The organism is Levilactobacillus mulengensis (assembly GCF_003946045.1).
GTDB classification, from domain to species: domain Bacteria; phylum Bacillota; class Bacilli; order Lactobacillales; family Lactobacillaceae; genus Levilactobacillus; species Levilactobacillus mulengensis.
The window spans coordinates 237,924-259,901 of the sequence record NZ_RHNW01000003.1; the positions used below are offsets into that span (position 1 = coordinate 237,924).

Annotated in this window: 17 protein-coding genes; 11 read left to right on the forward strand and 6 right to left on the reverse strand. The window is 53.7% G+C overall.

The annotated features are described in order from the left end of the window. Positions 1-53: 53 nt before the first annotated feature. Genes phnC through EKM84_RS05015 form a run of 4 tightly spaced genes read left to right on the forward strand, consistent with a single transcriptional unit; the run spans position 54 to position 3,984 of the window. Entirely contained in the window at positions 54-818 is a 765-nt protein-coding gene (gene phnC, locus EKM84_RS05000) for a phosphonate ABC transporter ATP-binding protein (protein ID WP_125764290.1), read from the forward strand. After that, positions 815-1,609, forward strand: a complete 795-nt coding sequence (phnE, locus tag EKM84_RS05005; protein WP_125764292.1) for a phosphonate ABC transporter, permease protein PhnE — start codon at positions 815-817, stop codon at positions 1,607-1,609. The genes phnC and phnE (EKM84_RS05005) overlap by 4 nt, the downstream gene beginning before the upstream one ends. After that, entirely contained in the window at positions 1,609-2,418 is an 810-nt protein-coding gene (gene phnE, locus EKM84_RS05010) for a phosphonate ABC transporter, permease protein PhnE (protein ID WP_191988066.1), read from the forward strand. The genes phnE (EKM84_RS05005) and phnE (EKM84_RS05010) overlap by 1 nt, the downstream gene beginning before the upstream one ends. Next, a complete protein-coding gene (locus EKM84_RS05015) occupies positions 2,419-3,984 on the forward strand; it encodes a bifunctional metallophosphatase/5'-nucleotidase (RefSeq protein ID WP_125764294.1) in 1,566 nt (521 codons plus the stop codon). 65 nt (positions 3,985-4,049) lie between these two features. On the opposite strand, the gene EKM84_RS05020 is transcribed toward EKM84_RS05015, so the two are convergent. Continuing rightward, positions 4,050-5,027 (reverse strand): zinc-binding dehydrogenase, encoded by a 978-nt coding sequence (locus EKM84_RS05020; RefSeq protein WP_164511313.1) that lies wholly within the window; start codon positions 5,025-5,027, stop codon positions 4,050-4,052. Between the two features lie 333 nt (positions 5,028-5,360). On the opposite strand from EKM84_RS05020, the gene EKM84_RS05025 reads away from it, so the two are divergent. The 4 genes from EKM84_RS05025 (at position 5,361) to EKM84_RS05035 (ending at position 11,631) form a co-directional block, all read left to right on the forward strand. Then, the gene (locus tag EKM84_RS05025) at positions 5,361-8,111 is read left to right on the forward strand and encodes an HAD-IC family P-type ATPase (RefSeq protein ID WP_125764298.1); all 2,751 of its coding nucleotides are present in this window, start codon (positions 5,361-5,363) and stop codon (positions 8,109-8,111) included. Between the two features lie 49 nt (positions 8,112-8,160). After that, positions 8,161-8,328 (forward strand): hypothetical protein, encoded by a 168-nt coding sequence (locus EKM84_RS14135; RefSeq protein WP_164511314.1) that lies wholly within the window; start codon positions 8,161-8,163, stop codon positions 8,326-8,328. A 706-nt stretch (positions 8,329-9,034) separates the two neighbouring features. Beyond that, positions 9,035-10,456 carry a C69 family dipeptidase gene (locus EKM84_RS05030; protein WP_164511315.1) on the forward strand — a complete coding sequence of 474 codons (1,422 nt, stop codon included), beginning with the start codon at positions 9,035-9,037 and terminating at the stop codon, positions 10,454-10,456. A 173-nt stretch (positions 10,457-10,629) separates the two neighbouring features. Next, positions 10,630-11,631, forward strand: coding sequence for a GW dipeptide domain-containing protein (locus EKM84_RS05035; protein ID WP_125764300.1), 1,002 nt, complete (start codon positions 10,630-10,632; stop codon positions 11,629-11,631). A gap of 89 nt (positions 11,632-11,720) precedes the next feature. On the opposite strand, the gene EKM84_RS05040 is transcribed toward EKM84_RS05035, so the two are convergent. The 3 genes from EKM84_RS05040 to EKM84_RS05050 are packed head-to-tail and all read right to left on the reverse strand — an operon-like array spanning position 11,721 to position 14,226. Further along, positions 11,721-12,470 (reverse strand): ABC transporter ATP-binding protein, encoded by a 750-nt coding sequence (locus EKM84_RS05040; protein WP_125764302.1) that lies wholly within the window; start codon positions 12,468-12,470, stop codon positions 11,721-11,723. A 2-nt stretch (positions 12,471-12,472) separates the two neighbouring features. Then, positions 12,473-13,477: an ABC transporter substrate-binding protein gene (locus tag EKM84_RS05045; RefSeq protein ID WP_125764304.1), complete on the reverse strand. Its 1,005-nt coding sequence runs from the start codon at positions 13,475-13,477 to the stop codon at positions 12,473-12,475. Further along, on the reverse strand, positions 13,474-14,226 hold the full coding sequence (locus EKM84_RS05050; RefSeq protein WP_125764306.1) for an ABC transporter permease: 753 nt from the start codon (positions 14,224-14,226) through the stop codon (positions 13,474-13,476). Before EKM84_RS05050 ends, EKM84_RS05045 begins: the two co-directional genes overlap by 4 nt. Positions 14,227-15,639: 1,413 nt before the next feature. Between EKM84_RS05050 and EKM84_RS14140 the strand changes: the two genes are divergently transcribed. Then, positions 15,640-15,777, forward strand: coding sequence for a hypothetical protein (locus tag EKM84_RS14140; RefSeq protein WP_164511316.1), 138 nt, complete (start codon positions 15,640-15,642; stop codon positions 15,775-15,777). 297 nt (positions 15,778-16,074) lie between these two features. Beyond that, positions 16,075-17,010, forward strand: a complete 936-nt coding sequence (locus tag EKM84_RS05055) for a DMT family transporter (RefSeq protein ID WP_125764308.1) — start codon at positions 16,075-16,077, stop codon at positions 17,008-17,010. Positions 17,011-17,601: 591 nt separating this feature from the next. On the opposite strand, the gene EKM84_RS05060 is transcribed toward EKM84_RS05055, so the two are convergent. Then, positions 17,602-19,662, reverse strand: a complete 2,061-nt coding sequence (locus EKM84_RS05060; protein WP_125764437.1) for a heavy metal translocating P-type ATPase — start codon at positions 19,660-19,662, stop codon at positions 17,602-17,604. A 74-nt stretch (positions 19,663-19,736) separates the two neighbouring features. After that, on the reverse strand, positions 19,737-20,183 hold the full coding sequence (locus tag EKM84_RS05065) for a CopY/TcrY family copper transport repressor (protein WP_125764310.1): 447 nt from the start codon (positions 20,181-20,183) through the stop codon (positions 19,737-19,739). A 480-nt stretch (positions 20,184-20,663) separates the two neighbouring features. Between EKM84_RS05065 and EKM84_RS05070 the strand changes: the two genes are divergently transcribed. Beyond that, on the forward strand, positions 20,664-21,932 hold the full coding sequence (locus EKM84_RS05070; RefSeq protein WP_125764312.1) for a D-alanyl-D-alanine carboxypeptidase family protein: 1,269 nt from the start codon (positions 20,664-20,666) through the stop codon (positions 21,930-21,932). Positions 21,933-21,978: the final 46 nt, after the last annotated feature.

A 21,978-nucleotide genomic window follows, 5' to 3' on the forward strand; every position in this document is an offset into this window, starting at 1 on the left:
GTAGGGTAGCGCGTTTCTGGCACCTTGCTACTTTTTTACGGGGGAACGAATAAATGGTAGAAGCACCCATTATTTCTTTTAAAAATGTGAATAAGATTTATAGCAACGGGACTGTCGGATTGAAGGATATCAATCTTGAAATTCCGCAAGGTCAGTTTTTGGTGGTCGTCGGGTTGTCAGGTGCGGGAAAGAGTACCTTGTTACGCACGATTAATCGGATGCATGAGATTACCTCTGGTGAAATCAAGATTGATGGCGAACCGATTCACGCGTACAAAGGTCAGGCCTTACGCCTATTACGACGTAAAATTGGCATGATCTTTCAAGGGTTTAACTTGGTTAATCGTTCGAGTGTCGAACGCAATGTCTTATCTGGCCGCGTAAGCTATTACCCGACCTGGAAGACACTCTGTGGGCTGTTTACCCAGGCGGACCGCGAGATGGCTGTCCGGTCCTTACAGCGGGTAAATTTAGCCGATAAACTCTACACGCGAGCGGACGAATTGTCCGGGGGCCAGCAGCAGCGCGTCGCCATTGCACGGACGTTGATGCAGGAGCCGAAGATTATTTTGGCGGATGAACCCGTGGCGTCGTTGGATCCCCTAACGACCAAGGCTGTGATGGATACCCTTCAACGGTTAAACCGGGAGGACAATATCACCGTCATCGTCAATCTGCATTCGGTTCCGTTGGCACGGCAGTATGCGGATCGAATCATTGGGCTGCAGGCGGGCCAATTGGTTTATGATCGGCCAATCAGTGAGGTCACTGAGGCCGACCTGAATGAGATCTATGTGACGGAGGCGGTTCAGGCATGAGTATTCCAGAAGCCCCACGGCGTTCGTGGATGCAGCGGTGGCACGTGAAGGGCATCGTTGTGACTAGCCTGCTGCTGGTTCTATTGGTGACATCATCGCGGATGACCGGAGTCGACGTGGGGATGTTCTTCAGTAACTTCGGGCAGTTTCTGAATCTGCTAGTGCGGATGTCACATCCAGACTGGCAATATGCCAATGTGATTGTTCGGCCACTGTTGGAAACCATTCAAATGGCAATCCTGGGAACCACGATTGGGGCGGCGTTTGCCGTGCCGTTCGCCGTCTTGAGTGCCAGTAATTTGATTCACAATCGGTTCTTACGGGGATTGACCCGGTTATTTTTGGATTTGGTTCGGACGTTACCCGATCTCTTATTAGCGGCTATTTTTGTGGCTGTTTTTGGTATCGGCTCGACGGCGGGGGTCGTGACCTTAGCCATTTTCTCGTTTGGGATGGTTTCCAAACTCTTCTATGAAGTCATCGAAACCATTGATATGGGGCCCTTGGAGGCGTTGACCTCCGTGGGTGCCAGCAAGGTCACCATTATTTGGTACGCGGTGTTGCCACAGATTCTCAATCAGTTTGTGAGTTATTTTCTCTACACGTTGGAAATCAACGTGCGGGCGTCGACCGTCTTGGGGTACTTGGGCGCCGGCGGGATTGGGGTCTTTCTTCAGCGCTCACTCAGTGAATTTAATTACAGCCAAACCGCTGTCATTATTCTGGCTACTCTGGCAGTGGTATTAGTCATTGACGGCATCAGTAATCACCTGAGGAGGGTCTTGCTCTAATGATAACTACGTTGATTGAAAAGCCGTCACGAAGTATCTGGCAACGGTGGCGCTGGCTCTTGTGGGTCGTCGTGATTGGTGCGCTATATGACTGGACGATTAGTGGGTTGAAGTTCACCGGTCTCCAGGAATCAGCCGGTGTCGTCTCACGGTCCATTATGGCCGGGTTGGTCCATCCCCAGTGGTCGTACGTGTATGACGGGAGTGGTGAGGACCTGGTTTCCTTGATCTTGCAAACATTGGCCATTGCCTTTCTGGGGACGATTGTCTCCGCAGTTATCAGTGTGCCCTTTGCCTTTTGGGCGGCTCGCGGTGACCATGAACGTTTCTTCCTACGCTCAGGGAGTGGGAAAGTTGTCTTGACGTTGATCCGGACCTTTCCCGAGATTGTCTTGGCGATTATGTTTATTAAGGCCGTGGGACCGGGATCTTACGCGGGTGTCTTGGCCGTTAGCATTCATTCGATTGGGATGCTGGGCAAGCTCTTTAGCGAGGCCATTGAGAACATGAATCGGGGGCCGGAAGAGGCCATCGTGAGTGCGGGTGGCCGTCCCGGTCAGGTATTTGGCCTAGCAACGCTACCAACCATTCTGCCAGAGTTCTTTTCCTATACGTTGTATCGTTTTGAGATTGCCGTTCGGTCCGCCTCCATCCTGGGAATGGTGGGGGCTGGGGGAATCGGGACGCCCATGATTTTTGCCATTCAAACGCGGAACTGGCCCAAGGTCGGGATTATTCTGTTAGGCATCGTTATCATGGTACTCTTGATTGACTCCCTGTCCGAACAGTTACGAAAGCGGCTGATTTAAATGAAAGTCAAAATTTTATCGACCAGTGATGTTCACGGTTACGTGTTGCCAACGAACTATAGCCGGCGGGATGACCACCAGGACTATGGGTGGTTGAAGGCGGCAACCGTCATTCAAGAGGTCCAGCAACGGGCGACGTCGGATGAGATTGTCATCACGATTGAGAATGGGGATTGGATTCAAGGGTCCGCATTTGCCAGTTATCTGGCCCAGCAGTCGGCTGACCAGCAAGCACTGTTTACCCAACTGACGCGGTCAATTCACTATGATGCGGGGGTTCTGGGCAATCATGAATTCAATTATGGCTTAGATTACCTGCGAAATTGTGAACGCCAACGGAACTATCCGTTGCTGGGTGCCAACATTCAAGGTGGTGTTACGCAGGGAATCTTAGATGCCCCGTACACGATTGTTGAAGAACGGGGCATCAAGATTGCCATCTTAGGGCTGACCACCGCCTACGTTCCCGTTTGGGAAAGGTCGGACCATCTAACGGGATTAACCTTCACGTCTGCGTTGGCCACAGCCAAGCGCATTGTTCCGCAACTGCGGGCACTAGCCGATGTTGTCATCGTGGCCTATCACGGGGGATTTGAAGCGGACCTGGCGACTAGGCAGCCGACAGAACGACTGACGGGCGAAAACGAAGGGACTCAGCTCTTAGCGGATGTTCCCGGGATCGACGCGTTAGTGACCGGTCACCAGCACCGACAACTGGCGGGCGTCTATCGTGGGATTCCGACGACGCAGCCCGGTGAAAAGGGGATTGCGGTAGGCCAGATCACACTAACACTGAATCAGAAAAAGCAGGTAGTCGACCGGTCGGCCACCCTACTGACGACGGCGACGGCTAAACCAGATAGTGCCATGGCTGCGTTAGTGGCACCTATCCAAGAGAAAGTTGAAACTTGGCTGGATCAACCAGTCGGCCAGCTCACCGGTGAATCACTGGCAGTCACTGATCCAATGGCGGCACGGCTGTGTGGTCACCCCTATCTCCAGTTTATCAACACGGTTGAGATGGCTGCTGGTCAGACGGACATTGCGGCGACGGCGTTGTTTAACGACGAGGTCCGGGGCTTGGGTGAACAGGTCTCGTTGCGCCAACTCCTCAATAGTTACCCGTACGCCAATACGCTGGTCGTCGAGCGGGTGACGGGGGCCGAGTTGCGAGCTGCCTTGGAACGGTGTGCCAGTTTCTTTACCGTCACTAAAGATGGCCGGGTTGGCGTGGCACCAGCGTTTACGACCCCCAAACTGGCGCTGTACAATTACGATATTTACAGCGGTATTGACTATCACTTCGACTTGACTCAGCCAGTCGGTCGGCGCGTGACGCGGCTGATGTATCACGGACAACCGGTCGAAGCGACGCAGACGTTAGCCATTGCGATGAATCAGTATCGTGGCAATGGGGGCGGGGATTACCCGATGTTTTCGCCGGACAAGGTCTGTCGCGAGGTCAATGTCGACATGGCGGAGCTGATCCGTCAGTACTTTGTGGCCCAGCCAGTCGTTGTCGGCCGGCCGCAGACGAACTTTACGGTCAACCTGACCGCTGAATAGCACCTCACGAAAAGAGCTCACACCAGCAGAAAATGCGGGTGTGGGCTCTTTTTAGTTGTTATAAATTAGGCGACTCGGACGACAAGCTTACCCAGGTTATCGCCACGTTGGAGCATTTTCAAGCCAGCGGCTGCATCATCAAAGGCCAAGACGCGGTCAATGACCGGGTCGAATTCACCGGTCGCTAATTTCTGACCAACGACACCCGCCATGAAACCGAGGTCGGCAATCTCCTGGGGATTGTTTGAGCGGTAGACGCCGCCGAGCGCGGACCGCGTTAGGCCCAACGCTTTGTCATCTAGGTTCAGGTGTGCCGGCATTCCGTCACCGATGGCGATGATTTGGCCATTGTAGGCCATGCGGTCGGTATCGGCTGCGAGCTCTTCGCCACCAATGGTATTGAGGCTCAGGCCAACCCCGAGACCGTTCGTGGCCTGTAGAACTGCCTTGGTCACGTCCGTTTCATGGTAGTCAATGATGACGTCTGCGCCAACGCGCTCGACCAGCGGCCGTTTTCTAGCGGACGTGGTGGCAATCGTTCTTAAGTGTAGGTCGTGGGCAAACTGCAGGGCGGCTAACCCCACGGCACCACCACCGGCGTGGATTAAGACGGTCGGTAGTTCGGAAAGGTTAGCCTTGCGGTAGAGGGCCTGATAGGCGGTCAAGGTGCCACAAAGACTGGCCGCCGCCTGTTCAAAGCTGACGTTGCTGGGAATCGGCGCCAGACTCAGGGACGTGGTCACGGTAAACTCAGCTAAACTACCGGCGCGGCGCAAATCCCCGTGGTACATCACGCGGTCACCCACGGACCAGTCCGTCACGTTGGCGCCGACCGTGACAATTTCGCCGGCACAATCCATGCCAACCACACGGGAATCGGTGGTATTACTGCCTTCGATAACCTTGTAGTCTGCTGGGTTGAGGCCCACGGCGCGCACGTAAACCTTGACCTCATCGTCTTGCGGCGTTGGTTCGGGCACTTCCGTGAATTTTAAGTCATCTAATGTGTGGGGTGCGGGCCCCGTAATCGTCCAAGCTTTCATAGTAGTCATCCTTTTTTAACGCTGGTAAATTTCAGATGTTAATCATGACTGGTCAGAACCAGTCTCCCTAGTCAGTATACTACATCGATTAGGATAGCCAATTTTAGTATCGGAAGCAGGCCACCTTTTGATTGTGACCGTTATCAATTCATCCTATTATTAAAAGTATGTTGCAATCGACTCTAATGGGATGCAATTTTCATGAAAACTTGGTAAAATTAATTAACTAAAAATGAGATTTGGAGGTGGACGCCTTGCACCAACCGTACGCTGCATTCCCGATTCCCGACCGCTAAACTGAATTTTCAGGAATAGAAAGGAAGACCCATTTACATGTCGAAAGACCCGAAAGAAACAGTTACCACACCAACCGAAGCAGAAACCACTGACCCTGGACCCAGCCAGCAGTCGCCCCTATGGCAACGCTCGACTGAGTCCTTACTCGTCGACTTTGCCACTAATGAAGATGCGGGATTGACCACCGCCGAGGCCGAAAAGCGGCTCAAGCAAAATGGTCCCAACGAGTTAACTGCCAAGAAGCAATCCAACCTGCTGCGCTTCTTGAAGCAGTTTAACAACTCCATCATCTACATCCTAGCGGCGGCTGCCCTGATGACGTTCTTCATGCACCATTACTCCGATTCCATTGTTATCGGGTTAGTGATCGTTGCGAACGCCTTTATTGGTTATTTCCAGGAACGCTCAGCGGATAATGCTTTGGACCGCATCAAGGCCCTACTGGTCTCCGAGGCCGTCGTAATTCGTGACGGTCAGAAAATAACGTTGCCGGCGCGTGAGCTGGTAACGGGGGACATCGTTCAACTGGAAGCCGGGGATACCGTCCCTGCCGACTTGCGGTTGATCGACGCGGATAACTTAAAAATCCAAGAGTCGGCCTTGACCGGTGAAACGGACTCCGTGGAAAAGGGCGAAGACCCCTTAGACGTGGCGGACCTCGCATTAGCCGAACGAAGCAACCAAGCCTTTGCCTCAACCGCCGTGACCAACGGTTCTGGGCGAGGAATCGTGACCGTGACCGGGACGCAGACTGAAATTGGTCATATCCAACAAAATGTTGCCGAAGTTAAGCAACAGACCACACCATTGATGAAAAACTTAAACAGTTTAGGTTTAGGCTTATCCATCGCCATTTTAATTGCGGCCGTGCTGCTATTTGTCCTGGGGATGATTACCCACGTCTACAGTTTGCCAACATTATTAATCGCCGTGATTACGATGGTCGTGGGGTCCATGCCTGAAGGCTTACCGGCCAGCACGTCGGTGGTCCTCGCCATGGGGACCCAGGCCATGACCAAGCAAAACGTTATCGTGAAGACGCTGCCCGCCGTGGAAACACTGGGGGCCGTCGACATCGTCAACACCGATAAGACCGGGACGTTGACCAAGAACGAAATGACCGTGACCGACATTTTAACGCCGCAGGATACCTATACCGTCTCCGGGGTGGGCTACGATGCCGCGGGTCAGATTCAAAACGACGAGGGTCAAGACGTCGACTGGCAAGCCGACGGTGACCTGGAGTGGTTGGTCCAAATTGCCGGGCAGACCTCCGATGCCGAATTCCATGAGGAAGATGGCCAATGGGTGCTGACCGGGGAACCGACCGACGGGGCCTTAACCGCGCTCTACCACAAGATGGTCGGTGCCGACCCAGATCCAGCTGAAATTGATTCCCTACCATTCGACTCCGCCATCCGGTACTCCGCGCGGCTGGTCGACTACCGCGGCCAACGTTACCTGTTGGTCAAGGGGGCCCCACAAACGCTGATTCGGTTGATGCAAGAACAGGGCGGAACCGTCGACGAAAACGCTTGGCAAAAACGTTTGTCTCAGTTAACGCAACAGGGTAAACGGGTGGTGGCCTTGGGGTATCAGCCGGTTGCCGCCGATGCCGACGAGGTCGATGACCTGCCAGTTGGGCAGAACTTCCATTTGGCCGGAATGGCTGGTATCATTGATCCCCCACGTCCTGGGGTAGCCGATGCCGTGCGGCAGTTACGTTATGCCGGCATCAAGGTTAAGATGATCACCGGGGATGACCCGGAAACGGCCGCCGCCATCGCCGAACAGTTAAACCTGTCCGAGCAGGCGCGCGCCATTACCGGACCAGAATTGGCCCAGATGAGCGATGCCGAATTGGCGTCACAGATTGATAAATACACCGTGTTTGCCCGAACGACGCCAGCCGATAAGCTGCGAATCGTGAAGGCCCAACAATCCCGTGGTCACGTGGTTTCCATGACCGGTGACGGGGTCAATGATGCCCCTGCCCTAAAGCAGGCCGACATCGGGGTCGCCATGGGAATTCGGGGAACCGACGTTGCCAAGGACTCCGCCGATATGGTGCTGGCCGATGACGACTTTACCTCAATCCTGGGCGCGGTTCGGGAAGGGCGGCACGTCTTCGATAACATTCGGAAGACGATTCGCTTCCTCCTCCCAACCAGTTTTGCCGAAGGGTTGATTGTGGTTCTGAGTATCCTGATGGACCAGGAGTTGCCGTTATTCCCAACCCAACTGTTGTGGATCAACATGGTGTCGGCCCTGACGATTCAGTTTGCCTTCATCTTCGAACCGGCCGAAAGCGGCATTATGAAACGGGGACCACGGGATGTGACGCGGGGGATTCTTTCCAAGCTAGACGTCTTCGAAGTCACCTACGTGTCGTTGCTGATTTCCGGGCTGGGGATGTTTGCCTACGACCTCTTAACGGGCCAAGGCCTCTCTGCTGTCATCGGCAGTACCATGACGCTGAACGTGATTATTTTCGGGAAGATTTTCTACCTATTCAACCTGCAAAATGACCACCCTGTGCTGTCGAAGTACTTCTTCAGAAATAAGATGAGTTTCGTGATTGTCGGCATCCTGCTGTTGCTGCAAGCCATGATCATTTACTGGCCAGCGATGCAGGGCGTCTTCCACACCACGTCCGTCAACTTCTTCTACGGTTGGGGCATCCCAATCATGGCCGGGGTCGCGGTCCTGGTGGTCACGGAAATTGCCAAGGCCATTCGCCATCGTCTCGACGCCAACACAATCACCCGCGAACAGCGGAATTTCTAATCAATTCCTAGTGGATGAGACGTTGTGGCGGTAAAAATAGGTGATCAAAATGAAACGAAAAATTAGGTGGGTGCCCATCGGCATCATGGTACTGGCGGCGGTGATCGTTGACCTCAGTCGCCACAGCCTACCGGACTGGTTAGTGACGGGATTCACGGTCGTGTGGCTGCTGATTGTTGCCGTCGGCCTGTACCGAATGGTTACCCTTAAACGTTAATATGGAGGAGCTCAGTCGTTATGGCTGGGCTCTTTTTTTCTGTTGGAGTAGAAATGACAGTTGAGATCCAGTTGGTGAGTCCACAGAGTGCTGAAATATTTAGAATATAACAATTCGTGACTAAGGGCAGAGAACCGTTGTGTGTCTGGGGCTAAACAAAGTGTAGCCGCAGGGATGGTGAAAATAGGCTTAGCCGTAGGAATTGCCTTAGTGGCCGGCTAGGCCGCTTAGGCAATTGGTATCTTTGAGACGCGATTCTTAGTGGCTCAAAGTAAGGGGGAAGACCGCTCTTTGGCTTCCGTCGTCCGCCTACAGCATTCCGGCCTATTTTCACTATCCCGGAGGCAGCAAGAAAAGTCGGTGAGTTGATTAGAGCCAGGGCCAACGATGTTCCTAGAAAGGCCAACGATTGTGTGAGTGACCAGAGGCGGGTCAAGGTGCTCAGCTGTGTCGATGGTCTTGGCTGAGGCCTTTTTCAGCCTAGAGCATGGGGCGACCTTGGAAACACGCGTTTCTTAGCGTGATTTCAAGGCGAGGCGGAAGACCGTTCCTCAGGCTGGAGCCGGCCCCCACAGCAGGGCACCTTGAACCCGCCGCCGGGAACGGGTGCCAGCCACCACCTGAATTTCTAGGAATATTTTGGGAAACCTCTGGCTCTAATCAAAACTTAATCCTATACTGGTAAGAAAGGGGGCGGAACAACAAAATGTTGAAGAAGAGTTCCGATTGTACCGAGATTTTAGTGGGTAAGGCCGCCAGTATTGACGGTTCTACCATTGTGGCGCGTAACGAGGACGGTTACGGCCCGATTAATCCAATTAAATTTGTGGTCCACCCAGCGACGGACCAACCGGGCGCATCGTTTACGTCAATTACTACTGGCGTCAACGTTCCCTTACCCGATCACGCTTTCCGCTACACAGGCACGCCACAGGCCGACCAGAGCGATGGCCAGTACGAAGAATCTGGGATCAACGAGTTTAACGTGGGGATGAGTGCCACCGAAACCACGGCCACGAACGCTCGCGTCTTGGGCTACGACCCACTGGTTGACGATGGCATCAACGAAGAGGCCATGGTTACCTTAGTTCTGCCATACATCAAGAGCGCTAAAGAAGGGGCCCAACGCCTGGGTGCCCTGCTCGAAAAGTACGGGACTGGCGAAAGCAACAGTATCGCCTTTAACGATAACGATGAAATTTGGTATCTTGAAACGGCCGGTGGTCACCACTGGGCCGCGATGCGGTTGCCAGAAGATAGCTATGCCATCGCGCCTAACCAGACGTTGATGCAAGAGGTCGACCTTAATGATACCGACAACTTTTTGGTTGCCACGGACCTGGTCGACTTCGTAGAAAAGAATCACTTGAACCCGACACCGGGCAGCTTTAACTTCCGCGAGATCTTTGGCACCCACGGCGAAGACGATGCTTACTACAACACGCCACGGACCTGGTACGGCCAAAAGCTGTTCAATCCAGAAATTACGGACCAACAGCCGACCGACCAAGACATGCTGTTTACCCGGGTACCCGCTAAGAAATTAGCGATTGAAGACGTCCAGTTCTTCTTGAGTTCCCACTACAACGGCACGCCTTACGATCCATTTGGCACCTACGCTTCCGGCTCGGCTGACGACCAGAAGAAGTACCGGCCAATCGCCATGGACCGGAACCAATGCTCATCCATTTTGCAAATTAGAAATGATGTTCCGGCCAATCACGCGGCGATTCAATGGATTGCCATGGGCTTCTTCGCCTATGCACCCTATGTACCATTCTTTACCAACATCAAGGATACGCCGGTGGACTACCAAAACACCACTACTGACGTCGATGTTGAGAATGTTTACTGGCTAAATAAGACGTTATCTGTTATCATTGAACCACATTTCCACGAATATGTGGAAGCCGTCAATGCCTTCCGTGAAGGTTGCCAGTCCTACGCCCGTTCCCGGGTTGCAGCGACCGACGCAGCCATCACGGGCGACGCGACGGACTTCTTGACGCAGAGTAACGCTGAAACGGCCGGCGAAATTTCTAAACGGACGCATCAATTGTTCGATGACCTGGTCAAGCACGGCTTGTTATTATCCAAGACGGCTTGGGAAAAGGGTCAGAACCTCTAATTTCTGTTTAGCTTCACTAGTCTATCCTCTGACTAAGGAAAATTTGGCGTTACTCGTGCGTAATCGTTAACTCCAGCAATGGATTTGACATAAAAGGGTGGTGGATGAATTTTTATTCACGCCTGATGGAGTAGGGACTTAAAAGTTGAGGATAGATATAGGAGGAGACAACTATGAAATGGGCGAAGTTAATCCTGGCTAGTGTGGCAGGGCTGAGTTTATGGGGCGGCGTGACGACGGCAAGTGCGGCCAAAAAGGTCACGTTACCCGCGTACCCGAAGCAACGGGTGTTTACGTTTAAAGCCAAGGGCACCAAGGTTTATAGTTATCCCCGCGCGGCGTATAAGCACAGTAGCGTGTTGGGAACGGATCAGAGCACCGCGAAGCAGTGGACGGTCGACAAGGTGGTTACCGTCAAAGGGCAACGCTACGTGCGTTTAGCCCAGGTAAGTGCCAAGTCGTTGCCGCACGGGACGATTGTGCCGAACGCCTCTAAGGCCAGTGTGAAATTGGTCGGGGGATATGTCGCGTTGAATAAGCTGAAATTTCATCAACGGATTGCGAGCATGAAGTCGGTGAAGAAGACGGCTTACTGGACGCCAACGACTAACCACGATTTCTGGAGCATGCCCGCCCATTCTTTAGGGCAAACGGCGGCGAGCCACTACGGTCACACGTATGGCTACCGGACGTTGTACGCGGTCGAATCGTTAACGACCACCAGCAAGAAGCACTACTTGTACTTCGAAACGACTGATGGCAAGGCGATTGGCTGGTTGCCAAAGAGTGCTGTGATCAAGGGGCAATACCCCGACTTACTGAAGCGGGAACTGGGCCGGAACCTGTCCGCGGATTCGACGGCGTTAACCACCGTTGATAAGGCGGGCCACGTGAAGGTCGGTGTTGCCCTGAAGGCGGGGCAAGTCCAACGGGTTGCCCTCCTGAAGCAAAACAGTGAGACGGCGGTTTACGATTTTGTTGCCGGCAAGGCCGTTAAGCTCACGACGCGGACGTCAACGGGCAAGGTCAAGCAGACCACGGCCGTGACGCAAACCACGAAGAACCTGAAGTTCAAGGCCCAATCGGATTTTGATATTCAGGGGTACACCTACAACGTGAAGGTCACGCCAGCCGGTAAGGTCAGCGTGATGAGCGTCGGCGGGTGGATGGCGTAAAGGCTAATTAACTGAAATTAAAAATAGGTCAGCGTGTTTGAGAGAAATTCTCAAATACGCTGACCTTTTTCGTGACGTTCAATGGTGGATTATAAGTGTTCTCCCGCTGCTAAACAATCCGCACGCAACAGTTCGTAGATTTCCGCCTTCAGTGGTGCTTGTGTCGCCAGCCAGGCACGGTCGCGGGTGACCGGTGTCAGGGCGATGTCTTGAACCACGTGGGCCGGCCGTGCCGACAACACGAGAATCCGGTCGGACAGGTAAATGGCCTCCTCGATGTCGTGGGTGACCAGCAAGGTCGTCCGTTTCAAATCGGCCGGCAGTCCCAGTAACCAGTCCTGCATCAGTCCCCGAGTCATTGCGTCCAGTGCCCCGAACGGTTCGTCCAGCAGGCGGTAGTCGGCCGGGTTGAGCATGGTTCGCAACAGGGCGACGCGTTGCCGCATCCCGCCGGATAACTGATGGGGGAGGAACTTGCGGTAGGGCAATAGCCCACAGAGCGTGAGTAAGTCGGTGACGCGTTCCTGGTCCACGGGTTGGTGGTTGATCCGCTGATACAACGTGATATTTTGATCGACAGTGTACCAGGGAAACAACATGTCTTCCTGGGGCAGGTAACTGAACGTGGTGTTGAGTCCCGTAATCGGCTGGTCATCGACCGCTAACCTGCCCATGGACGGCGTCAGTAACCCGGTCAACAATTTCAAAATGGTGGACTTGCCCGCACCACTGGGCGCAATCAGCGACACGAAGCTACCATCCGCAATCGTTGCGGTCACGTCATTTAAGATGTCCAGCTTATCTAGCGTGAGGCTGACATTTTGCAAGGTAATCGGCATGGCTAGTTCCCGACGTACTGATTGGTGTAGAGGGTATCGGCCGGGATGGTCTTCTTGATCAGACCGTAGTCCTTCATGAAGCCGGTGTAGTTGTCCCAAACCTTGGCGTCCATCTGGCCCCATTTGGCCGCGTCATCCGTGTAGTTAGCGGAGAGGAAGGCTTGCGATTCTTCCAGGAAGCTCAGGTCGGAATCCTTGGCGTACTTGTGTAAAATCTTGGCGTCGGCCTTGGGATGGGCCATGGCGTCTTGATACCCCTGCTTGGTGGCGCTCATGAAGGCCCTGACCAGCTTAGGATCCTGCTTTAGTTGGGGATTGTTGGTGATAATCACGGGCGTGTAGTAGTCCAGCCGCTTATCCAATTTGCGAAGGGGCATGTAGTTGACCTTGATGCCGTCGTCCTTGGCACGAATCACGTCCCAGCCTTGGAACCACCACTGCAGGTCGTTCTTCTTGCCCAGACTTTTGGGGCCATCACCGGTCGCGCCGACAATCTTCAGGGACTTGGGGTCGACCTTGTCCTTGCTCATGACGGCCTTCAACACGGCCTCTTCACTAGGCGTTTGCCAACCGGCGTAGGTCTTGCCCGCGAAATCCTTGGGTGAGGTGATGCCACTGGACTTGAGGGAGACGAAACCGGACGTGTTGTGCTTGATGACGGTCCCAATTGCCTTGACCGGGATGTTTTTACCGTCGGCGTGGGCGAACGTCACGTCTTCTTGGTAGCTGACCCCGAATTGGGCCTTGTTGGCGCCGACCATGCCGATGCTGGTGGCGTTGTCGCCGGGTTCGATAATCTTGACGTTTAGGCCGGCCTTCTTGAAATACCCCTTATCCTTCGCCACGTACAGCCCTGTGTGATTGGTGTTGGGCACGTAATCGAGGACGATTGAAACGTCGGTCAACTTTTTAGCAGACTTAGAATCAGATGCGTGATTTTTAGCGTTGCCACAGGCTGTCAGTGAGAGTAGGAGTGGCACCAGGAACCAAAGCTTCGTTAATTTCATGATAATCTCCCTTGGATAAATGTTTTATAATATAATTTTTGAAAAATGCGAGTGACGATGTTCAACCCCAAACTCAGAACGATCACGCAGAGAATGGCGGCGAAGACCTTGTCGATTTGGTAGCCGTTTTTCACGCGAATCATGTAGTAGCCCAGTCCCGCCTCGGCGCTCAGCCATTCCCCGATGATGGCACCGCTGACGCAGTAGGTAGCGGCGATGCGCAGGCCGGCGAAGAATCCCTGCATGCCTTGCGGAATCTTCAGGAGCCGGTAGACCTGCCAGCTTTTGGCGCCCATGGTCTGAAGAAAACGAATCTGTTCACCGGAGACCTTTCCCAGCGCTTCCGAGAAGGCCACGATGATGGGAAAATAGCTCATGAGGACGACCAGGATGATCTTGGGCGCCATGCCAAAGCCAAACCACAGGCTCAGCAGGGGCCCCAACACCATGACGGGTAGGGTTTGTGAGATGACCAGCAACGGGTAAAATGACTGGTACAGGAGCTGCCACCGGTCCATGACCAGTGCCGTACAGAAGGCTAGCAGGCAGGCGATACCCAGGCCAATCAGGGATTCGTACAGCGTCACCCACGAATTTTGCAGGAGGCCCGGTCCATCCGCCACCAGTGCCTGACTCACGGCTACCGGACTGGGCAAAATGAATGCCGGCGTGTGGAGGAGGGTGACCGCGAGTTGCCAAGCGGCCAGCAGCAGGACCAGGCTGCCCAGCGGGTATAGCTTGCGTTTCATATAAAACCACCTTTCATTACTAAAAAAGCCCCATCCGGGGGAGTAAGTCCGCCTGGATAGAGCATCCGCGCGTTTCTCCCTGCGCCAGTGTTAGCTGACAGGTTCAATGGGTCAAAGTTCACAACTTACTCTCGTGCCGTTTAAACGGTATCCCCAGAAACTTTTTAAGTTGGATTTAGTATAGCATGGCGATTCTACTGGAACAACTCCATTTACTTGTCTCAAATTGAATCCTTTGAAATTTGATTGTGATGATTTTTAGGCGCGAATCCCTTGGTATGAAAGGCTTTGTCCTGGAGTGGGAAAGGACAATTCGCCAATTTTGGCGGGATAATGGGCCTAATTTTTCGTAGCGATGGGGCAAAATGTCTAACGCTAAAATCGTTTGACGCTTAACCAGTCGTTCCCCTTAATTTGCTGGGCAAGCTAACCGAATGACTCTACGGGAGTGCTGACGGCGAGTATCGTAAAATGAATCCAAAGTCATGGCCAAAGTTATGACGTGACTTGGTTACTCAGCTTTATCAGAGAAATTGTGGACCGTGTCTAGTGACTACCATCAACGTGACTGGCGGGTTCTGAGCTGAGATTGGGGGGGCTTCGCGCATGCGAGGTTCCTTTTTGGTTTGGGGGTAAATTGGTCGTTGGTTTCGCCTCCGGGCTGGGGAAAATTGAGCCTGGTCGCGTCCGTTCCCGGCGGCGCGCTCAAGGAGCCCTGCTGTGGGGCCGGTTCCAGCCAAAGAGCGGGCTTCCACCTCAACTTTGAGCCTGAGGTGCGGTCTCAAAGGTTGTCCCATGGACTAGGCTGAGAAAATACCTCAGCCAAGACCATCGACACAGCTGGTCACCTTGGCGCACCTCTGGTCACTCCCACGACTGGCCCAATTTTCCCCAGCCCTGCGGCTAAGACTGGTTTAGCCCCCAGAACCAGTCGAAGTCTTTGGCTTTTCTGTTGGCTGAGGGTATTACTGGTACACATTCAAGGGCCCTGCTGTGGGGTCGGTTCCAGCCAGAGGGCGGGCTTCCACCTCAACTTTGAGCCTGGGAGGCGGTCTCAAAGGTTATCCCATGGACTAGGCTGAGAAAACACCTCAGCCAAGACCATCGACACAGCTGGTCACCTTGGCGCGCCTCTGGTCACTCCCACGACTGGCCCAATTTTCCCCAGCCCTGCGGCTAAGACTGGTTTAGCCCCCAAACCCGGACGAACTCTTTGGTTTTGCTGTTGGCTGAGTGAGTTACTGGTGCGCACTCCCACGACTGGCTCATTTTCCCCAGTCCTGTGGCTAAGACTGGTTTAGCCCCCAAAACCAGTCGACCCGTTGGTTTTACTGAGTCTAATGGCGTATTGGATACCACCATATGTGATATATTATTCGGTAAGAATCTGTTTGATTTTGGAGGGGCTGTCTGGTGGAAGAAGTCTATGTTGATGAGTTGATTACAGAATATATGCAGGATGATAGGGTTAAGGCAGATATGCTGAAAGAAAAGGCGCAATTGGACTTGGATGTAAACTTAATGCAGGCTAAGGGAACTTCTCTCGAATAGTCATTTGGGACGTTTGTCTGAACTAGTTTCAAGGATATTTACACGAGGCTAACCGTCAAAGGTGGCCTCGTTTTTGTTTGCCCAAAGATAAAGCGCTTAACAATAAGAATCTCGTGAAAATTTTCAAAAATGGGCGGGACCTTTCGTCATTTTTGTTATACTGGTCTTTGCTCGTTAATTTTAGAACGCAAGAACGGCGATGGTTGGCATAGCCTTGCCGTTATAAAATAATGCATAAATCGGCACAGAGAGAGGGAGACGGATTATGAAATTTGGACTGACACGGGTGGGGCAGCTATGACGCCACAACATCATTTACGCGGCGTGTTACTGGCGAGTGTGGCCTGCATCTTGTGGGGCATCTCAGGGGTTGCGGCGAGCACGCTGTTTACGATGAGCCCCGAAGTGACGGCACTGTGGCTGACCCAGGTCCGCATGATCAGCGCCGGGATTATTCTACTGGTCTTGGGCCAAGTGATTGGCATCAAGCCGTTTGAAATTTGGCGCCAGCGGGGGACGGCCCTGCGCGTTGTCAGCTACGGCCTATTGGGATTGGTACCGGTTCAGCTGTGCTATTTCGAGGCCGTTAAATTCGGCAATGCGCCGGTCGCCACCATTATTCAGTTCCTGGGACCGTTCATCATTAGTATTTATTTCTTAGTATTCAAACACGTGACACCGACGCGGCCCGAAGCCATGGGGATGGCGATTGCCTTCATCGGGACCCTGTTAATCGTGACGCACGGGCACCTCAACAGCCTGGCCATTTCACCGGTCGTCCTGTTCTGGGGCGGGCTGTCCGCCATCGGGGTCGCCACGAACACGCTGATTCCCCGGCCACTGTTGCCCAAGTTTGGCGCCGTTTCCGTGACCGGTTGGGGCCTACTAGTTGCCGGCATTTGTTTAAATGTTTTCGGACCCGTTTGGCAGGAACACGTGACGGTGTCATGGGCCGGCTGGAGTATGATTGGCATCATTATTGTCTTCGGGACGGTCATTCCGTTCCTGATGTTTGCCCACGCGTTGGGCTACATCTTGCCAACCACCGCCAGCCTGCTGGACGCGTTTGAACCCCTGTCCGCCACGGTATTTTCCGTGATGTTCCTCAGTGTTCAGCTGACCAAGTTCGACTTGATTGGCGGCGCGCTGGTGATCTTGGCGGTGATGGTGCTGTCGTTAAATGGGCGCCAGATGATTCGTCTAATCCGCCGCTTCCGCACCAACCCGGACTAAACGGGTCTGGGTCGCCTTACCGGGCGGTGAAAATAGGCCGGAACGCGGTGGGGAGGACGCCCAGAGCCCAAGGGCGGTCTCTGGACTTGTTTTGAGCCTCTGAGAAACGAGTCTCAAAATCACCATTTACTCCGCAACGCTCCGTAAATCCCACGGCTGAGCCTATTTTCACCGTTTTCACGGCTTAGACTGGTTTAGTGTGGGTGGTTGTTCGGCTTGGCTTCTAGTGTTTTGTGTTTTCTGAAGCGTTAAGCAATTCAATAGTGTACAAAAATAGCGTAAGACTTGTCGTGTTATTGACAGGTCTTACGCTATTTTTAGTTGTGACAGTAGATTAAAAAGACTAGTTGATGCCAACGTTAAGGAGCAAACGGGCCCGTGGGCCAACACCGTGTGAGCCGTGAGGTTGGAAAAAATGGACTCAGCCGTGGGATTTACCTACCAACGTGGAATGCTGGTAGGTAAATGGCGACTTTGAAACGCGTTCTTGGCGGTTCAAAGCGAGGCCGAAGACCGCTCTTTGGCTTCGGGCGTCCTGCCCACCGCGTTCCGGTCCATTTTTTTCAACCGGTAAGGCGCGGTAAATCCAATCTATGCAGTCGGGACCGCTTTGATCTTTAACGTCATGGCGTTGATGGCGACGATGATGGTGCTCAATGACATCACCACTGCCCCCACCATTGGGTCTAACATGAACCCAATCGGGGCCAGTACGCCGGCGGCCAGTGGGATGGCAATCAGATTGTAGCCAGCGCCCCACCAGAGATTTTCGGTCATCTTGCGGTGAGTGGCTCTTGCCAAATCTAAGAACTGGATGACGTCGGCCGGGTCACTGGAGACCAGGATGATGTCGGCGGATTCAATCGCCACATCGGTCCCGGACCCAATGGCCATCCCGATGTCGGCACGGGCCAGGCTTGGCGCATCGTTCACGCCATCCCCAATGAAGAGGACCTTACCTTTTTGTTGGTATTCTTGGACCAAGCGTTCCTTGTCTTCCGGCAGAAGACGGGCTTGGACCTCGGTGATTCCTACGCTGGCGGCGACCTTGTTGGCCGTTTCCTGGTTGTCACCGGTCAGCATAACCGGCGTGATGCCTTGGCGTTTCAAGGAAGTGACCAGCGTTTTAGCGGCTGGCTTGATTTGGTCACCCTGCGCAACGAGGCCGAGGACTTGGTCGCCGGCAACCAGGTAGCTGATGGAGTTTCCTTCGGCGGCGAACTGCGTGAATTGGTCGTGGTCGTAGGTCAGGTGTTTCTGGTCCAAATAGTTGACGGAAACGACGCCGTACGTGGTGCCGTCGATGGTGCCAAATTGGCCGAGCCCGGTTTCTTGGTGGGTATCGCTAGCGGCGGTGACCGTCAGGCCCTTTGCCTTGGCGGCCGTTAAGATACCGGTTGCCAGGGGATGACTGGAGCCACTTTCGAGGTTGGCCAAGTGTTGTAAGACGGCTTGTTCATCTAAATCAGAGGTTAAACTAACCAGGTGGTTGACCTTGAATTCACCCATGGTTAACGTCCCAGTTTTATCCATCAGGGCGAACTTTAACTGGTTAACTTGTTCCATCGCGTTCCGGTTACGAATCAGTAAGCCGTTCTGAGCGGCCAGTGCGGTACTCCGGGAAACAACCAGTGGAACGGCCAGGCCCAGTGCGTGGGGGCAGGCAATCACGAAGACGGCCACGGCGACGGGTAAGGCCACGGCTAGGTTAGCCACGGTCAGCCAAACGATGAAGGCGAGGATGCCGGCAAAGAGGGCGGCGTAGAACAGCCAGCCAGCGACCCGGTCGGCCAGGTTTTCTGATTTGGACTTGGCGTTCTTAGCGTCACTGATCAATTTCATGACCTGAGCCAAGTAACCAGAGTCCCCGGTTCCCGTGACGGTAGCGGTCAGGGTGCCGGTTCCATTGACGGCCCCACCAATCAGGGTGTCGTCCGTGGTCTTCTTGACGGCCTTGGATTCACCAGTGACCAGGGATTCGTTCACGTCAGAGGTCCCACTGAGAATCTTGGCGTCGGCGGGAATCTGTTCACCGGCCCGAATAACCACAGTTTCACCGATTTGTAGGTCACTTAACTTAACGTCGGTCATATGACCTTGGGCGTCCTGCACGTGGGCTTCTTGGGGGAGCAATTTACCCAGCGCCTCCACGGCAGACCCGGCGTTCATGACGGTGTTCATTTCAATCCAGTGACCCAATAACATGATGACAATCAGGGTCGAGAGTTCCCAGAAAAAGTTGTTCACGGTCGGCGTGACGTGGAACAGGTTGTTGGCGATGACGGCGTAGATGCTGTAAACGTAGGCCACGCCGATCCCCATGGCAATCAGGGTCATCATGGCGGGGCGCTTCATTTGTAGCTCGGCCTTGGCCCCGCTGAAGAAGGGATAGCCACCGTAGAAGAAGAGAATCGTGCCCAAAACGGCGACGACCCAGTCACTTCCGGGGAAAATCAGCTGGAAGGGCAACGTCATGCCCATCATCGGGGACATCAGAATGACGGGAATCATCAGGATGAGGGAGACCCAGAACTTGCGTTTCAGATTACCCATGTGCATCATGTGGCCGTCACCCATGTCCATATCCATGTGGGCCATGTCCATGTTGCTCATGTCTTGGTGTGGGGCGTCACCCATATCCATGTTCCCCATGTCGTGGTGGTCGTGGCCGCCCTTCATGTCTTGTTGCATGTTCATGTGGGACATGCCTAAATCGCGTTCATTTTTCATTCTGCACAACTCCCTTCGCAACCATCGGGCAGGCAGTCGCAGTGGACTGACTCGGGGGCGGTTGGTAATTTCTTAGCGAGCACGTCGATTAAATTTTGCACGTCGGCGCGGCTCATTTCGGTATCTTCTAGCACGTGGGCAATCGCGGTCCCCCGGTGCATCGCACACATCTGACTGATCTCATTGGTCAGCGCGGTATCCATGGCGGCCTGTTCCGGAATCAGTGGGGTGTAAATGAACTGGCGGCCCTGCTTGGTGGTGGCCAGCGCGCCCTTCTTGACCAGCCGGCCAATCAAAGTCTTAATGGTGGCGGGTTTCCAATCGTGTTGTTGTTCGAGTAAATCAATGATGGTGCGGCTGTCGGTCTCTTTTAATGTCCAGACAATCCGCATGACGCGCCATTCTGCGTCGGAAATGGTGACGGCTAATTCTGCTGTGGCCATGGTGAACACTCCTTTTTTAGTGGAACGGTTATTAGTTAGGGGAAATGGTGCGGGTCAGTCGCGGTGATCGTGAGCGACTGAGGGAAAATCAAGGTGGTGGTTTGAGCCAACCTAACCTTGATTGGTGACTTGAGTTTACAGCTGTAAACGTAGCCTGTCAAGGGGGAAGTCTCGGGTGGAAAATAGCCGGCGATGGTCGGCCGCCGCAGTGATGAGCGCCGAGTGGCTGGGGGTCTGTCTTAGCGTAGCACTTTCGCGTGGGGGTCGATAGGCAGTGAGACTTTTTCTGGTAGCGTGAGTGCGGGGACTTAACAATCGGCTTAGCCAGGTCGCTACGCCCCGAAAAATAACACTATGGTAATAATATGACAAATAGATTTATAGGAAGTTAAAATTTTAGCAAGTTTGGATTTTAGCGCGCCATCGGCCTCGTGGTTTTGTATAATAGAACGTACGAAATTGAAAGGAGCGTTGACGCTCGTGGTTCTATTTAAACATTGGCTTCGGCGGGGCGTGATTCTGGGCCTCATCGCGGTCATTTTAGGTGGCGGGTCCACAACGACCGCAGCTGCTAAGACCGTCACGAAGGTTGCGGCGCGGTCCGCTTACGTGATGGACGCGCAGAGTGGGCAGGTGCTGTATCAGCAAAATGCAGACAAGCGCTACCCCATCGCGTCATTATCAAAATTGTTGACTGTCTATTTAACGGTCAACGCCATCAATCAAGGCAAAATTAATTGGGATGACCAGGTGCCCATGAGTCACGACCTGTTGAAACTCAGTCACAGCTACGCGTACTCGTCTCTCCGCATGAAAAAGGGCGAGACGTTCACGGTTCGGCAACTAGTGGCGGCGGCAATGATTGCCTCCTCCAACAGTGCAGCGACCGCGTTGGGCGAATACGTTGCCGGCAACAACGCCAAGTTTATTCAGCTCATGAATCAACAGAGCGCAGACTGGGGCATCGAGGCCCATTTCATCAGTTCATCCGGCCTCGACAACACCGACCTGAAGGACTACAACCTGGTCTTGCCGGGCACCGGGAAAAAGGAAGAAAACCTGGTTTCGGCCAAGGCCATCACGATTGTGGCCCAGCATCTGATTCAGGCCGACCCCAGCATCGTCCAGGTTTCTGGGAAAAAGGAAGCCAGCGTCAACGGTACCAAAATTTATAACGAAAACTCCTGCTTGAAGGGCCAATCGCATTACGATAAGAAGGCTAATATTGACGGCTTGAAGACTGGGTACACGGAAAACGCCAAGCTGTGTTTTACCGCGACTTACACGGTCAATGGCCAGCGGATGATCGCCACGATTCTAGGTGGCGACACCACGTTCACCGCAATGAATAAGCTCATTAAGCAGTTGAAAAAACAGTATCAATTGGAAACGACCGCGTTAACGGACCGGCGCATCTCGCTGGCAACCGGACTGGCCACGACCGTCACGGCGGCGCCCACCAGCAGTCAGGCTGGGGTGTGGTACCAGGATAAAACGGCCGGGTTGACCACCACGGTCGCCACTAAGCTGACGCCCGCCCAGATGAGTTCCGGGACCGTCAATGCTGGTGAACCCGTTGCGCAGGCCACGGTGACGGATACCCAGACCGGCGCCAAGCAACAGGTCACGTACCATTCACAACAGTCGGCCACGCTCTTTGCGGAACGGGTCGTGTTCAAGACCCAGCCCCAGGTGGACCAGCTGTTACAGACGCTGGTTAAGCCGATGGGCGCGGCGTTTGAAGGTTAAAAAATAATGTCGTGTCAATAAAAACAGGTTTCACCCTTATTTTTTG